Annotated in this window: 17 protein-coding genes; 5 read left to right on the plus strand and 12 right to left on the minus strand. The window is 49.1% G+C overall.

Annotation, left to right across the window (positions count from 1 at the left end):
- Positions 1-56: 56 nt before the first annotated feature.
- Both mdoH and mdoG read right to left on the minus strand, forming a co-directional pair.
- Positions 57-2,585 carry a glucans biosynthesis glucosyltransferase MdoH gene (gene mdoH, locus OGV93_RS13490; RefSeq protein WP_019076449.1) on the minus strand — a complete coding sequence of 843 codons (2,529 nt, stop codon included), beginning with the start codon at positions 2,583-2,585 and terminating at the stop codon, positions 57-59.
- A complete protein-coding gene (gene mdoG, locus OGV93_RS13495; protein ID WP_085951042.1) occupies positions 2,578-4,113 on the minus strand; it encodes a glucans biosynthesis protein MdoG in 1,536 nt (511 codons plus the stop codon). The genes mdoH and mdoG overlap by 8 nt, the downstream gene beginning before the upstream one ends.
- Positions 4,114-4,384: 271 nt before the next feature.
- On the opposite strand from mdoG, the gene mdoC reads away from it, so the two are divergent.
- The gene (gene mdoC, locus OGV93_RS13500) at positions 4,385-5,545 is read left to right on the plus strand and encodes a glucans biosynthesis protein MdoC (protein WP_101699916.1); all 1,161 of its coding nucleotides are present in this window, start codon (positions 4,385-4,387) and stop codon (positions 5,543-5,545) included.
- Between the two features lie 24 nt (positions 5,546-5,569).
- Here the strand turns inward: mdoC and OGV93_RS13505 are convergent, their stop codons facing one another.
- The 6 genes from OGV93_RS13505 to csgB all read right to left on the minus strand — a co-directional run bounded on the left by OGV93_RS13505 (position 5,570) and on the right by csgB (position 9,447).
- Positions 5,570-7,009: a phospholipase D family protein gene (locus OGV93_RS13505; RefSeq protein WP_152903216.1), complete on the minus strand. Its 1,440-nt coding sequence runs from the start codon at positions 7,007-7,009 to the stop codon at positions 5,570-5,572.
- Positions 6,993-7,535, minus strand: a complete 543-nt coding sequence (gene ymdB / locus OGV93_RS13510; protein WP_016156177.1) for an O-acetyl-ADP-ribose deacetylase — start codon at positions 7,533-7,535, stop codon at positions 6,993-6,995. The genes OGV93_RS13505 and ymdB overlap by 17 nt, the downstream gene beginning before the upstream one ends.
- A 100-nt stretch (positions 7,536-7,635) precedes the next feature.
- Entirely contained in the window at positions 7,636-7,956 is a 321-nt protein-coding gene (locus OGV93_RS13515) for a YmdA family protein (RefSeq protein WP_286482443.1), read from the minus strand.
- A 151-nt stretch (positions 7,957-8,107) separates the two neighbouring features.
- Entirely contained in the window at positions 8,108-8,440 is a 333-nt protein-coding gene (csgC, locus tag OGV93_RS13520; protein WP_046274771.1) for a curli assembly chaperone CsgC, read from the minus strand.
- Positions 8,441-8,501: 61 nt separating this feature from the next.
- On the minus strand, positions 8,502-8,951 hold the full coding sequence (gene csgA / locus OGV93_RS13525) for a curli major subunit CsgA (RefSeq protein ID WP_006685125.1): 450 nt from the start codon (positions 8,949-8,951) through the stop codon (positions 8,502-8,504).
- 40 nt (positions 8,952-8,991) lie between these two features.
- Entirely contained in the window at positions 8,992-9,447 is a 456-nt protein-coding gene (csgB, locus tag OGV93_RS13530) for a curli minor subunit CsgB (RefSeq protein ID WP_019076446.1), read from the minus strand.
- A 759-nt stretch (positions 9,448-10,206) separates the two neighbouring features.
- Here csgB and csgD point away from each other — a divergent pair.
- Genes csgD through csgG form a run of 4 tightly spaced genes read left to right on the plus strand, consistent with a single transcriptional unit; the run spans position 10,207 to position 12,552 of the window.
- On the plus strand, positions 10,207-10,857 hold the full coding sequence (csgD, locus tag OGV93_RS13535) for a biofilm master transcriptional regulator CsgD (protein ID WP_003036091.1): 651 nt from the start codon (positions 10,207-10,209) through the stop codon (positions 10,855-10,857).
- A 4-nt stretch (positions 10,858-10,861) separates the two neighbouring features.
- Positions 10,862-11,254 carry a curli production assembly/transport protein CsgE gene (gene csgE, locus OGV93_RS13540; RefSeq protein ID WP_016152600.1) on the plus strand — a complete coding sequence of 131 codons (393 nt, stop codon included), beginning with the start codon at positions 10,862-10,864 and terminating at the stop codon, positions 11,252-11,254.
- Positions 11,255-11,279: 25 nt separating this feature from the next.
- Positions 11,280-11,693 (plus strand): curli production assembly/transport protein CsgF, encoded by a 414-nt coding sequence (csgF, locus tag OGV93_RS13545; RefSeq protein ID WP_016152599.1) that lies wholly within the window; start codon positions 11,280-11,282, stop codon positions 11,691-11,693.
- A 25-nt stretch (positions 11,694-11,718) separates the two neighbouring features.
- A complete protein-coding gene (gene csgG / locus OGV93_RS13550) occupies positions 11,719-12,552 on the plus strand; it encodes a curli production assembly/transport protein CsgG (protein WP_016152598.1) in 834 nt (277 codons plus the stop codon).
- A gap of 48 nt (positions 12,553-12,600) precedes the next feature.
- Here the strand turns inward: csgG and OGV93_RS13555 are convergent, their stop codons facing one another.
- From OGV93_RS13555 to ghrA, 4 genes are all read right to left on the minus strand, one after another.
- A complete protein-coding gene (locus OGV93_RS13555) occupies positions 12,601-13,083 on the minus strand; it encodes a DUF1097 domain-containing protein (protein WP_016156175.1) in 483 nt (160 codons plus the stop codon).
- 101 nt (positions 13,084-13,184) lie between these two features.
- Positions 13,185-13,739 (minus strand): TorD/DmsD family molecular chaperone, encoded by a 555-nt coding sequence (locus OGV93_RS13560; protein ID WP_016152596.1) that lies wholly within the window; start codon positions 13,737-13,739, stop codon positions 13,185-13,187.
- A gap of 23 nt (positions 13,740-13,762) precedes the next feature.
- Positions 13,763-14,500, minus strand: a complete 738-nt coding sequence (locus OGV93_RS13565) for a phosphatase (RefSeq protein WP_016156173.1) — start codon at positions 14,498-14,500, stop codon at positions 13,763-13,765.
- 86 nt (positions 14,501-14,586) lie between these two features.
- Complete coding sequence (ghrA, locus tag OGV93_RS13570; protein WP_016152594.1) at positions 14,587-15,525, minus strand: glyoxylate/hydroxypyruvate reductase GhrA; 939 nt, start codon at positions 15,523-15,525, stop codon at positions 14,587-14,589.
- Positions 15,526-15,833: the final 308 nt, after the last annotated feature.

A 15,833-nucleotide genomic window follows, 5' to 3' on the forward strand; every position in this document is an offset into this window, starting at 1 on the left:
TTATTTAGTATAAAAAAATACCGGCACCAGGCCGGTATTTTCACGTTACTTAACGCTTATTTTTTCCTGAGCGCCAGCGGATTCAGGGTCAGTCCCTGGTAGTAATTCACCCACGAAGAATACTTATCAGGTGAATTCCAGACGCGATAGTGCAAACGCGCCATCGTCACCGGATCGCTCAACAGCACCAGACGGCGGTCACGGTTTAGTTTCTCCGGCGTTTCGTTCAGCGCCTGCTCCACATGGCGGTCACGGGCAATCTCAAGCACGTTACTCGCGCGGTGACGTGCAGTCGCCATTGCCGTTGCCAGTGCGTTAAATGACGGGTTAAACACCGCATGCATAAAGCCGTCGTCCAGTGTACGATTGCGGTTCATCACCAGGTAGGTATCCGTATCCACCAGCACCTGCGGCGGAGAATACTCTTCCGGGATCAGGAACAGCTTCCAGCGCTTGGTACGTAACCCAACCGTGGAACGGCTGGAAATCACAGAAACAAACGGCGACAGGATCAGCGAGAAGACAATCGGCGCCAGCCAGAACAGGAAACGCAGATCCAGCCAGGCCATACCTACCGCCCAGACCAGCCCCAGCAGTAGCTGAGAACCGTGACGCATAAATGCTTCACCCCACGGGGTGGAATCGTCATCACGCTGCGGCGAATTCCACACCACTTCCCAACCGAGGAAGGCGCTCACGACGAAGACGGTATGGAACAGCATACGCACCGGCGCCAGCAGCACGGAGAACAGAACCTCCAGCAGCAGCGACAGCGTAACGCGGATAAACCCGCCGTACTCTTTCGTCCCTTTACACCAGATGAGCAAAATACTCAGCAGCTTCGGCAGGAACAGCAGCACCATCGTAGAAGCAAACAGCGCGATCGCCAGTTCAGGACGCCACTGCGGCCATACCGGGAACAGCTGGCGCGGTTGCAGGAAGTACTGTGGTTCCGTCAACGCATGCACCACCTGCAATGCGGTCGATAACGCGAGGAACATAAACCACAGCGGCGCGGACAGATAGGACATAACGCCGGTCAGGAACACCGCACGGTGAACCGGGTGCATCCCCTTCACCAGGAACAGACGGAAGTTCATCAGGTTGCCATGACACCAGCGACGGTCACGCTTGAGTTCATCCAGCAGGTTCGGCGGTAGCTCTTCATAAGAGCCCGGCAGATCGTAAGCAATCCACACGCCCCAGCCGGCACGACGCATCAACGCCGCTTCGACGAAGTCATGGGAGAGAATCGAACCCGCAAACGAGCCTTCGCCCGGTAACGGCGCAAGCGCACAGTGTTCGATAAACGGCTTCACGCGAATAATCGCGTTATGGCCCCAGTAGTGCGATTCCCCCAATTGCCAGAAGTGAAGTCCAGCGGTAAACAACGGACCATAAACACGGGTCGCAAACTGCTGACAGCGCGCATACAGCGTATCCATACCGGAAGCCTTCGGTGAAGACTGGATAATCCCGGCATTTGGATTCGCTTCCATCAGGCGCACCAGTCCGCTCAGACAGTCACCGCTCATCACGGAGTCAGCGTCCAGCACCACCATGTAGCTGTACTGATTTCCCCAGCGACGGCAGAAGTCATCAATGTTGCCGCTTTTACGCTTCACGCGACGACGACGACGACGGTAGAAAATCTGCCCTTCGCCTTGCACTTCGGCAATCAGCTCCATCCACGCTTTTTGTTCTGCTACGCAGATATCGGGGTTGTAACTGTCGCTCAGGATGTAAACATCAAAATGCTCGGCGTTGCCCGTCGCTTTGACCGACTCCCACGTGGCGCGAAGTCCCGCGAATACGCGGTCAACGTCCTCGTTACAGATCGGCATAATCAACGCAGTCCGGTGTTCGGGATTTAACGGTTCGTCCCCAACCGTTGAGGCGGAGATACTGTACTTATCTCGCCCAATCAACAGTTGCAGGAAGCCCATCAACGCGGTCCAGAATCCTGCTGAAACCCAACAGAAAAGCACGGCAAACAAAATGAGAATGCCGGTCTGGAGCATGTAGGGCAGCAGTTGCATAAAGGAGACCCATAAATCCTGCCCCATCATGTCAACAGGATTAATGAATGCCCAACCCTGATACGGAAGGATCGTCTTCATATACCAGGTTGCGACGACCGTTTGCGCCAGCGTTAAGATCAACAACGTATAGCGGCGGATGGTGCCAACCGTACGCCATTTTTGCTCGCTCTCCTGTTCTTCTTTCGTCAAACGCGAAAGATAACGCGGAGTCACATCGCGCCCGCGCAGGCGATCCCAAAAGCGGCCAACCGGGTTGGTACGCCAGGGATCGGGGAACATAGAGGTACGCGTTGCTTTTGGCATCGCCTGCAGCTGATCGCGCCCCTCATCGTCCTTAACCAACTGCTCTTTGGCCAGAGAATCAGGCCACGCCTGCTCCAGGCGAGCTTTCACCGAACCCTGCGGTGAATCATCTTCGCGCGAGTACGTACGATGCTCGGCATCCAGCGCCTGATGAACGGCGCGGATGTCAGTTTTCGGCAGTGCCGCTTTTTCGATATCCGAAAGCGGCATTGCGTCAATATACTCAGTTGTCTTATTCATTGGCAGGTAACTGGTAGCTCCAGGTTTCACTCAGCGTCTGATCGGCATTGACCAAGGCAGCACGCATTTCAGTGGTTTTCTTCACATCTTTCACTTTCACGCGCAATACCAAACGCCAACCTTTAGTTACCGGGTTGTAGCGCACAGTACTTTCAACGATCTCGCCGTTGTCGCCAATACTGGTTTGTGCGGTAACCGGGGTATCCTGCGGCAGCTTTTTCATATCCGTGCCGGTAAAGTCCACCACAAACGCGATAGTGCCATCAGGCTGACGAATGAGATTAGACTGTTTTACATCACCGGTAGAACGACGAGTCTGCTGGACCCAGGCGCTATCAGGGGCATGAAGCTTGTCTTCGTCACGCGTGAACGTCAGGGTGTACTTGAAGTTCATCTCTTTGCCGGCTTCAGGCAGTTGATCCGGCGTCCAGTACGCAACGATGTTATCGTTCGTTTCATCGTTAGTTGGGATTTCAACTAACTCAATCTTACCTTTACCCCAATCACCTTTTGGCGTGATCCAGGCGCTTGGGCGCAGATCGTAACGATCGTCGATATCTTCAAAACGCGAGAACTGACGGCCACGCTGCAGCAAGCCGAAACCTTGCGGGTTTTCCATCGCAAAGCTGCTCACCGCCAGATGTTTCGGGTTATTCAGCGGACGCCAAATCCACTCGCCGTTGCCAGCGTGGATCGACAAACCGTTAGAGTCATGCAGTTCCGGACGATAGTTGGTCGCCGGAGAAGGCTGGTTTGGTCCGTACAGGAACATACTGGTTAACGGTGCCACGCCCAGCTTGCCCACTTTGTCGCGCAGATAAACTTTGGACTGAACATCGACTACCGTGTCACGACCCGGAATGATGACAAAGCGATACGCTCCGGTTGCGCGCGGAGAATCCAGCAAGGCATAAATGGTCAAACGTTTGTCAGTCGGTTTCGGACGCTCGATCCAAAACTCACGGAAGCGGGGAAATTCTTCGCCAGAAGGCAGAGCGGTATCAATCGCGAGACCGCGCGCAGACAGACCGTAGACCTGCCCTGCCCCCAGAACACGGAAATAGCTGGCACCGAGCATGCTGACGATTTCGTCGTTTTTATCTTTGCTGTTGATCGGATACAGCACTTTGAACCCGGCGAAACCGAGATCTTTTACCGTGTCTTTATCATGCTGAACATCGCCAAAATTAAAATAATCCGGGCTGTATTTGATTCTTTTCACCGCTGTAGCGGTAACTTCGTTGATTTTGACCGGCGTGTCGAAGTACATACCCTGGTGGTAGAACTCGAGCTTAAATGGGGTCTTGAGATTGCTCCAGTAGGCTTTATCGCGGTTAAACTGGATCTGCTGATAATCCGCATATTTCATGTCGCGGAAAACGGAGGGCAAGTTACTTTTTGGCGCCTCATAGCCTTTACCGGCTAAGGATTGAGCTTGTTTTGCAACATCATCGATGCTGAACGCCCAGCTCGATGATGTGTACAGCGTTAACATAACTGCTGCACCCAACCAACGCATTTTCATCATTTGTAGTTTATGTTTCATAATTAGTAAGCACTTCCCCCTTTGTGTGCTTATATTGATCCGATCCATTTTAATGGATAATCGGGTATTCCGACAACTGAATCCCTGTATTGTTCGCGCGCTGGCTCATGGTTTAATCAGGTTCAACTACCTGTTTTCACTTTGCGTGCTTATCCTGGAGACAGGTTGTTGGACTTCGTGTAGGGTTGCCCTCGAATGTAACCATTATTCGTCTTAGGGATAAGACGAAAAGTCTGAGAATACATAACTGTCTATGAGCTCTGTATCACCACCACGCGAATATTTTCTTGACTCCATCCGTGCCTGGCTAATGTTGTTAGGGATCCCATTCCATATTTCATTGATTTACTCGACCCACACCTGGCACGTGAACAGTGCTGAACCGTCGTGGTGGTTGACCCTGTTTAACGACTTTATCCATGCTTTTCGCATGCAAGTCTTCTTTGTCATTTCGGGTTATTTTTCCTACATGCTATTTTTGCGCTATCCGCTAAAGCGCTGGTGGAAGGTGCGTGTAGAACGCGTGGGGATCCCGATGCTGACCGCGATTCCATTACTTACGCTGCCGCAATTTATCATGCTGCAATACGTAAAGGGAAAAGCAGACAGTTGGCATACTCTCAGCGGCTACGATAAATACAATGCGCTGGCCTGGGAGCTGATTTCCCATCTGTGGTTTTTACTGGTTCTGGTCGTATTAACGACCGTGAGCATGTGGATGTTCACCCAGATGAAAAACAGACTGACGCGTAGTGATGCCGCCAGCGCCCCGGCGGTGTCGATGACTAAATTATCGCTGATCTTCATCTTGTTAGGTGTCGGTTACGCTGCCGTCAGAAGGACAATTTTCATCCTCTACCCTTCGATTCTCAGCGATGGCATGTTCAATTTTATCGTTATGCAAACGCTGTTCTATGCGCCGTTCTTTATCCTCGGCGCACTGGCGTTTATCAACCCGAATCTGAAAGCGCTGTTTACCACACCGTCACGCGGTTGCACGCTCGGTGCTGCATTCGCATTTGTGGCATACCTGCTCAATCAGCGTTATGGCAACGGCGATGCCTGGATGTATGAAACCGAATATGTCATTACCATGGTCATGGGACTGTGGATGGTGAACGTCGTCTTTTCGTTGGGTCACCGTTTGCTTAATTTCCAGTCTGCCCGCGTGACCTATTTTGTCAACGCGTCGCTGTTTATCTATCTGGTGCACCACCCGTTAACGCTGTTTTTTGGCGCTTACATCACACCGCATATCACGTCGAATCTGCTGGGTTTTCTCTGCGGTCTGCTGTTTGTGGTTGGGATTGCGGTAATACTGTACGAAATCCATTTACGCATACCGGTGCTGAAGTTTCTCTTTTCGGGTAAACCGCCCGTTAAGCAGGATAAAAACAAGGCCGTAGCCGGCTAGTTTTTCCCTCAATCATTGTGTGGTTCAAAGCAGCCATTCAATGGGTAACACGGACGCCAGCTTTACCAGAACCCGCTTCCAGAATCCTGTGGCGGGTTCTTTTTTCAGGACCTGTTCACTGCCAGAAAGTCGGTCGACCCAATTAATTCTTCCCCAACGGTCAAGGCGTAGCTGCCAGGCCATATCACGCTGGCTTTGCATAAACCGTTTATGAATCAATTCGGCCAGCACTTCACTCTCAATCACAAATCCCATTTCCGTATTGAGCAGCGTCGAACGAGGATCAAAATTAAGCGAGCCGATAAACACTTTGCGATCATCAATACTGAACGTTTTCGCATGCAGGCTGGACCCTGAATTCCCGGTTAATCCACGATCGTGAACGACCGAGACGCGATCGCGGGTCGGTTTAAGTTCGTATAATTCTACACCGTAGCGCAGCAGTTTTTTTCGCCAGCGCGCATAGCCCGCATGGACGATCGCCACATCATTCGCCGCCAGTGAATTGGTTAAGATGGCAATCTTGACGCCTTTTCTTACCAGTCTCAGGAGCTGCGCCACACCGGCACGCGTCGGCACAAAGTAGGCAGAAATAATATCAATACGTTCGGTCGGCGAGCCCATTACGTCAAACAAACGCTGCGGTAATAGCGAGTGGCGCGGCGCTTTCCCTTCTCCTTTTGCAGGATCATCGCTCAGCAAACGCGTTTTGGCCCAAATCAGCGGCAGCGATCTTTGATCGAGACTGGACATAAACTGGCTGGTTTCCAGCTTATGCAGATAGCGGCGGGTAATATCATCGTTATACCAGGATTCGGGTAGCTCAATACGCTGCACAGAATCTGGCTCAGACATCTCAAGCACATTTTGTAACGTTGAAACCGAGCGACAGTGCCAGTAACGCTCAAAATCATCTGCCACATCTTTGACAACCGGCCCGATAGCCATGACGTCCAGGTCGGAAAATAGCGGTTGCTCACCCGCGCCAAAATAGGCATCGCCAATATTACGCCCACCAACGAGAGTCACCACGCCGTCAGCGGTATAACTTTTATTGTGCATGCGCCGATTAAGCCGGGCAAAATCGGTTAAATAGCCCAGCGCGCGCAGGATGCGAAAGGAAAACGGATTGAAGAGGCGAACTTCTATATTGGGGTGCTTATCCAGCAGACGCAGCGTGTCGTCCAAACCCGGCGTGTTGTTATCATCCAGCAGCAAACGCACCCGTACGCCTCGCTTCGCTGCGGCCAGCAGAACGGAAAATAACAATAGCCCGGACATGTCGTTTTCCCAGATGTAATACTGCACATCCAGGGTACGTTCCGCCATTTCCGTTAACCGATAGCGAGCAGCAAACGCATCCAGGCTGTCATCCAACGCAAGAATGCCGCATTCTCCCGGGTGGTCTTCGCAAAGGGGCGTGATGGCACGCTCAAGTCGCGTCATATCAGTCCGTGTGATCATCACCTTGTTGTGTTAGCAATCTCTTATAAAGTTGAGCGTTTTCGTCATCAAAGCACACGAAGTATATCTGATCAGGAAGTGCGCGGCGGGTAATAAATTTCAGCACCGTTTTCACCGCTATTTCTGCCGCTGCGGCGCGTGGATAGCCATAAGCCCCGGTGCTAATCGCCGGAAAAGCAATGGAGTGATAACCATTGGCCAGGGCCAGTTGCAGGGTGTTTAAGTAAGCTTCTTCGAGGCGTTCGGCCTCATGATGACCTCCCCCTTGCCAGACGGGTCCTACGGTATGAATGACCGCTTTTGCCGCAAGCGCCCCCGCCAGAGTGATCACCGCATGCCCTGTCGGGCATTCTCCTTGTTGCTGGATAACCTGTTTGCAGGCCTCCAGCAATGCTGGTCCGGCAGCGCGATGGATTGCGCCATCGACGCCACCGCCTCCCAGTAGCGATGAATTCGCCGCATTGACAATCACATCAACAGCGACAGTCGTAATATCGCCATGTAACACATGAACACGTGATTGCATAAGTTCCCCCTGACAAAACACCATTCGTTAAGTGTACAGCAGGGTTTTCCCTTAAATCTCTCTTTTTAACCGTAAGTGTGCATATCTACGCCACAGCGAGTCATTTATATTCAATATTAAGAATCGCCATGTTTTTCTGTTCATTGAGGTAGTGCATTTTGACTGTGGCAATTTCCTGCACATTCTGAGGGGTTGTCGCGAGCTGTTGCGGGTTGTAAAGACTATTCTGGTTGGTGCCGTTGCGGATACATGACAATTCAATTTGCTGCTGCTGTCTGTTAACGTCGCAAGGTGATTCAACTATCGCTCCGCGAAAATGAATAACCCCGCCGGTTGTGATTTGCTGCGCAATTGCAGGGAGGGTTAAAAGAGAAAAAGCACATAAACTGGTACTTAAAACACGCTTTAATAATGTACACATAAGGGTTCCTCAATGATTAGCCATCTTTGAGGGATCGAAATGATCCTTCACCGCTACGATTAACGATCAAATACAAACGTTCACACGCTTCTATATTCATAGAACAGCAGCGCATTCCCAGCCACACCCTTAATGCAAATACAGCAAAAAATTATGGGTGACTGTTTGAGTCAGGCCATTGTTGCGACAGATGCAGAGACTGCCCATCTGAAACGGTAACGATAATTTTGACCGAATCCTCAGATGAAATATTAAAGCTCAGTTTGGTTAATTCAATCGGTCGATTAGCAGGGACCGAAAGGCTTATTTTCTGCTGCGACTGGCTTTGTCCCCCCTGCCCTTGACGTATGGCAAGGACTTGTACCTCACATACGCACGGTTGGGTTAACGTCACCTGAGGAATAATGGTGTACATATCACCTTGCTGAGTAGTATTGAATGTTATTTGATTTGCCAGCGCGGCAATGAGTAATAGCGTATGCATCATATTCTCCCGAAAAAAAAACAGGGCTCACGCCCTGTTTATTATCAGTCAGAAAACTGAATTAGTGTTGGTTAGCTGTAGCGTTGTTGCCAAAGCCAACTTGCTGAATCAGCACATTGGAGTCAGACGCGGTCTGATTAACCAACGCACCATTACGGCCACCGAACTGGGTTACACTAATATCAGCATTTTTAGCATTCCACTGATCGATAGTGGCATTGTTCTGGAAGCCAGTCTGTTTCAGGCTAATGGTACTGTCATCAGCGCCTTGACCAACTACAGCCCCGTTACCACGCCCATGTTGTGTAATAGTGACATCTGATTTACGCGCATCACTTTGCAGAGCATTCGCAGCGTTGTTTGACCCATATTGGTAGATACTCAGTGAAGAGTCTGGGCCATAGTTACTACCGCCACCATGATGATTGCCGCCCCATTGCGGAACAACACCAGCCAGAGCACTGCCAGAAACTACGATTGCTGCGAATGCTGCCACTTTTAAAAGTTTCATGGTAAACCCCCATCGGATTGATTTAATCGTCGTTAATGGATTAGCGTTGAGTAACGCGAATTGCCATTTGCGACTGTCTCTGCACCACAACTGCTGTTTTTTGTGTACCGTACTGAGTAATATTGGCTTTATTACCAGAACCTTTCTGGATAATTACCGCCGTATTACCGTATGAACCTTGTTTAATACTCGCGTCATTGGAACTACCCGTTTGATCAATATATGCAAAGTTATATGACCCCGTCTGGTCTGTTTTCGCTCGGTTACCAGAACCTTCTTGCGAAATAACCGACAATAACTTCGAGCCCCCCTGTCGAGTATTTGCACTGTTCGCAGTGCCAACCTGACCAATAATGGCTGCCTGATTAAATGAAGACTTACTTAATTCATTTACCGCAAAGTTATATTCTGAGTTAGCTAAATCATAACTTGTAGCGGATGCAATCCCAGGCACACCCAGCATTGTAAACATCATAAATAACAACTTGTTTTTCATGTTGTCACCCTGGACCTGGTCGTACATAAGGTTAAATTATTTACCACTCAAATTATTGTTAACGTGACTTACATTTGTTAACGCCACGTTACGATGAAGAGTATGTCCGTTGAAACATTTTAAATAACTCACCCACCAGTTGTATTTTTATATCCAGATTCACCCCAAAGTACTAATTAACAGCAATTAACACCGTTATAGCTCTGGATTTTATTTCTTTTGTAACCCGATGAGTGAATTTCTATGCAGTAACAAAAAAACGCGTTTTCCGCGTTTTCTGGGCCTTGCAGACGGTAGTGGGATTGTCCTCGGTACAAGTCGTGACAAGTGTCATTTTTTTCTATCTAAAATTGTTCAACTTAAAGTGAGACAAAAAAATCAAAATTCATTAGAAATCTAAAACCATCTAATTATAATTTTATTTCTTAAAATTCAATAAGATATTATAATTTGTATGATTTTTTAAATCTATGCAATAACGCTAAAATGTACAACTTTACTATCAAATCTAAACTCCACAAAAACGCAAAAATCACATTTTAATATATAAATTTACATTATGTAACATGTTTAACACTTGCTTTAAGATTTGTAATAGCTAGATTGAAATCAGTTGAAGTCCATTTGTTTTAATATTTTCACCCCGTTGGGTCGAAGTTTTATTTCTACACAGCAGTGCAACATCTGTCAGTACTTCTGGTGCCTCTATTTTAGTAGAGGCAACTGTCAGGTGTGCGACTAAAAAAGTGGAGTTTCATCATGTTTAATGAAGTCCATAGTATTCATGGTCATACATTATTGTTGATCACTAAACCATCCCTGCAGGCAACTGCGTTATTACAGCATTTAAAGCAATCGCTGGCGTTAACCGGAAAACTACATAATATTCAACGTTCTCTGGATGATATATCCTCCAGCTGCATTGTTTTACTGGATATGATGGAGGCAGATAAAAAACTGATCCATTACTGGCAAGATAATTTGAGCAGAAAAAACAACAATATAAAAACTTTATTGTTGAATACCCCAGATGATTATCCTTACCGGGATATTGAAAACTGGCCGCATATCAATGGCGTATTTTACGCAACTGAAGATGAGCAGCGTGTAGTCAGCGGTTTGCAGGGTGTGTTGCGGGGCGAATGCTACTTTTCGCAAAAGCTTGCCAGCTACCTGATCACGCATTCCGGGAACTACCGCTATAACAGCACGGAGTCGGCATTACTTACGCACCGTGAAAAAGAGATCCTTAATAAACTGCGTATCGGCGCCTCAAATATTGAAATCGCGCGTTCACTATTTATTAGTGAAAATACGGTGAAAACACATCTTTATAATCTTTTCAAAAAGATAGCTGTCAAAAATCGTACGCAGGCGGTCTCGTGGGCCAATGATAACCTCAGGCGATAAAGCCATGAAACGCTATTTGACCTGGATTGTGGCAGCAAATTTGTTCCTTGCTGCCGGGAATCTACACGCGGCTGTAGAGGTGGAGGTTCCCGGACTGTTAACTGACCACACTGTCTCTTCCATTGGCCATGATTTTTACCGGGCCTTTAGTGACAAGTGGGAAAGTAAGTACACAGGAAACTTAACCATTAATGAAAGACCCAGTGCACGTTGGGGAAGTTGGATCACCATAACGGTCAATCAGGACGTTATCTTCCAGACTTTTTTATTCCCGACGAAAAGAGACTTCGACAAAATTGTGGTCTTTGCATTGGCAGAAACAGAGGAAGCATTAAATCGTCGGCAAATAGATCAAACACTATTAAGCACGAGCGATTTAGCGCGCGATGAATTCTAAAACATGATTTTGTCCGGAGGCTTTCATGCGTGTCAAACATGCAGTGGTTTTGCTCATGCTGATTTCACCATTAAGTTGGGCCGGAAATATGACGTTCCAGTTCCGCAATCCTAACTTTGGTGGTAACCCAAATAACGGCTCTTTTTTACTGAACAGCGCCCAGGCGCAAAACTCGTATAAAGATCCGAGTGCCGGCGACTACGGGATTGAAACCCCAACAGCGCTGGATAACTTTACCCAGGCGATCCAGTCACAAATACTCGGTGGCTTACTTACCAATATCAATACCGGTAAGCCGGGAAGGATGGTAACCAGCGATTTTATCGTTGATATCGCCAACCGGGATGGACAACTGCAACTCAATGTCACGGACAGGAAAACGGGGAGAACGTCGACTATTGAAGTGTCGGGTTTACAAAATCAGTCGACCGATTTCTAAATTATAGCCACGAAAGGAAAAAATCATGCAGCGCTTACTTATCATGGTGGCAGTAATTTTACTCAGCGGATGTTTAACAGCCCCGCCGCAAGAAGCCGCTAAGCCGACATTAATGCCCCGAGCCCAAAGCTATAAAGACTTGACGCACCTGCCCATGCCTACAGGTAAGATTTTTGTCTCGGTATACAATATTCAGGATGAGACTGGCCAGTTTAAACCTTATCCGGCAAGTAACTTCTCAACCGCCGTCCCGCAAAGCGCCACGGCGATGCTTGTCACAGCATTGAAGGATTCTCGTTGGTTCGTCCCGCTGGAACGTCAGGGATTGCAGAACTTGCTTAACGAACGAAAAATCATTCGTGCAGCTCAGGAAAACGGCACTGTTGCCATTAATAACCGGATCCCTCTGCAGTCTCTGACCGCGGCAAACATCATGGTAGAAGGGTCAATTATTGGTTATGAAAGCAACGTTAAATCGGGTGGCGTTGGTGCGCGCTATTTCGGTATTGGCGCCGATACGCAATACCAGCTCGACCAGATAGCGGTCAACCTGCGTGTGGTTAACGTTAGTACCGGTGAAATCCTCTCATCGGTGAATACCAGCAAAACTATCTTGTCTTATGAAGTGCAGGCTGGGGTATTCCGCTTCATTGACTACCAGCGACTGTTGGAAGGTGAAATTGGCTACACCTCTAACGAACCGGTTATGCTTTGTCTGATGTCAGCAATTGAAACCGGCGTTATCTTCCTGATTAATGACGGGATTGATCGCGGATTGTGGGATTTGCAGGATAAGAAACAAGTTGATAATGACATCCTGGTTAAATACCGCCATTTGTCGGTACCTCCGGAATCCTGAGTGCTCGATACAGCATAAAAAGCGTGAGGAAAACCCTCACGCTTTTTTTTATTTACTGGTCAGCGTCGACGATAGCCGATTCTCACGACGAGATGCCAACCACAATCCGCTGTTTTTCATCGCATAGCCGAATACCAGCCCCAGCGCCAGAGAAGGCACGACCAACTGCCAGTCACCCTGCCCTGCAAACGTTGCGCATGCGCCAATAAAGGTGCCCGGCACAAATGAAAGCAACCATTGCTTTGCCTGAATACACATTAGAAACGCGACAATTCCCGTCATGACATAACCAATAATGTCCATATGCGGGGCAAGCGCGCTACCGTTAATAATCACCAACGCCCACACCACACCGCTTAGCAGCGTACACGCCGAGATCCACAACCCTTTCAGCCCACCCTGCGGACAGGCAAAATAGGCCGTGCAGCCCAGAAAGCCAGCCCAACTGAGTAAACCAAGAGATACGGCCACCCATCCCCAAATCCCAGAGAGAATGCCCGTTGTGATTGCAATTGAGAGAAGTATGTTCATGCCGCGTATCTTAGCAGAAAAACGGCATGGGAATGAGATCGTGCACACAATTCATGCAATGATGTATTTTGAGTTGCAGTTTAATGAGATCTAAATCACATTTATTCTTCAGTATCTTCCTGCAATTCGTCCCACATCGCACCAATGGCATCACGCGTTAACGGTGCCATGGTACGCCAGAACTGTGTGTTTGCGTGCGCTTCAACTTTGCCAAGGAACGTGCCGCACCAGGGCAACAGGTATTCCACAAACAAGGTTTCGAGTGCTTCACTTTCATCTTCCGCAGACTGGTCTTCAAGCCATGAAGCCGCCAGCAACAGCGTGCCAATATGATCTGCAGGCGTATCTGCCAGCGGCATTCCGCGGGCAGAAAGAAAAGCACGAACATCGGATTCTTTCGCCCCTTCTACCCAGGCGCTACGATAAGGCGGCACCGCACACTCGTCGCCGACAAACAGCGCGTTGTAATCCGCAGCCAGCTGAGGCATATCGCAGCTTTTCTGCAGACGAGTGAGCAGTTCGTCCTGTTCCAGCGGCCAGTTGGCGGACAGTTTACCTTCACTAATCAGGGTAAACAGAGGAACCAGTAAAGGGTCCTGCGGTTGGCGGTAAAACAGCGAGCCCAGTACACGACACAGGATAGAAAACTCGTTCATTGATATATTCCAGTTAGTAACAATTACAGTTCAGCAAATTCCGCGATCGGCTCCATGCCTCGCGATTCCAGAAACGCCAGCAGGCGTTTAGGGGTGACGTTTAAAATTCTGTCTTCCGGGAAATTTACATCATCCAGAATTTTACGGCATTCACCAAATTCACCCAGTGTGAAAGCGGTATGTGAATCCGACCCTAACGCCACCCAGCCCCCGGCATCACGCACCGCCGCAGCGACCGCGCGACAATTGTCCTCACTCCCCTTACGCGAATGCAAAAACGAGGAGTTATTGATTTCCAGCGCGACCTGGTATTTTGCCGCCGCCTGCGCAATCGCTGTGATATCAACGGGATATTTGGGATTCCCCGGATGGCTGATGATGTGCACGTGACCACTGGCCATCGTGGCTATCATTGCCTGGGTATTGGTGTCTTTATCGTGAGGTGCAAAAACCGGCTCATGGAAGCCCGCAATGATGAGATCCAGGGAGGTAAACATCGGACCTGAACAGTCGATTTCGCCTTCAATATTCTTAATATTCGCCTCGATACCGCGCAGGATCCCTACGCCATCGACGATACGAGGCCAAATGCGCATATTAATAAAGTGCCAGTGATGAGGCGCATCCGCCATGTCCGGTCCATGATCGGTTATGGCAAACAGCTTGATGCCTTTGCGATGGGCTTCGGCGATGTAATCACTTAAGGTGCTGTAGGCGTGGGTACTGGCGACGGTATGCATATGCAGGTCAACGGGATACATAACTCTCTCCTGTAGTCATTTTCCGTCAAGGATAGCAGGTATCGTCGCCATTTATTAGCTCAAACCCGGCACTTGCCGGGTTACCATCAATATCCCCGAACGCGATCGACCTGACCCGTTACGGATTTACCACTTTCCAGGTCCAAAATCGTACGGGAGATGTAGTCCACCGCCTCTGCCGGGCGTGTTACCGCGGCGATATGCGGCGTCATTGCCACACGCGGATGTTTCCATAGCGGGCTGGTTTCCGGCAGCGGTTCACGGCTATAGACATCCAGCATGGCACCTTTCACTTTGCCGCTGTCCAGCGATGCCAGAAGATCGTCTTCATTGAGATGAACGCCGCGCGCCAGGTTGAGCACGTAAGCGCCATCCTGCAATTGGCTGAGTAAATCAGCGTTAATAATGCCTACGGTTTCTGCCGTATTAGGCAGGAGGTTGATCAGCACGCGAGTTTGACTCAAAAACGCGCCCAGTTCCTCGGTACCGGCGAAGCTTTCCACACCAGACCAGGATTTACGCGTACGACTCCAGCAGCGTAGCGGGAACCCCCATGCTTGCAGACTTTCTGCAACTTTTGCGCCTAAAACACCAGCGCCCATGATCCCGACGCTAAACTCATCGCGGGTATATTCTGGCAACGGTTGCCATTTCGCCTGGTTTTTTAATGCCTGGTAGTCATCAAAGCGACGGAACCAGTGCAATACCTGACTAACCGCATATTCCTGCATTTGCAGGCCCATCCCCGTATCTTCCAGACGGAAAAGCGGGATCGACGCATCCAACATTTCCGGATGAGCGTTTAGTTTACTGAGAATAGAATCGACGCCCGCACCCAGCGCAAATACGGCTTTTAATTTTCGTCCGGCGAGCATTTCAACCGGAGGATGCCAGACCAGCGCGTAGTCAGCATGCGCATTATCACCTGCCTTCCACTCACGAACCCGCGCGCCAGGTATGGCCTTTGTCAGCGCATTAAGCCACCAGGTTGTATCGAATGTTGGGTGATAGAAAATTATATCCATAACGTCTCCTGAACATTGTTATGCGGAACGTACTCGCACTTATAATCATCATTTTTCGAGGGAACATCAGAGTAGCAAATTTTAGGGTGCTGGCAAAAAAAACAATTCCCGCTTATTTAAGCTGCATATTGATTGAAGTTTGTGTAAATGCACGTTTTTTTCAAAAAGTTGATTGACGCCGGAGCGGTATTTCCCTAAATTAGCGCCCGTTCCGGTAGCACAGGAACAACAATATGGTGAGGTGTCCGAGTGGCTGAAGGAGCACGCCTGGAAAGTGTGTATACGGCAACGTATCGGGGGTTCGAATC

Origin of the sequence: Citrobacter sp. Cb031, from assembly GCF_030336725.1 — a bacterium.
GTDB classification, from domain to species: Bacteria; Pseudomonadota; Gammaproteobacteria; order Enterobacterales; family Enterobacteriaceae; genus Citrobacter; species Citrobacter braakii.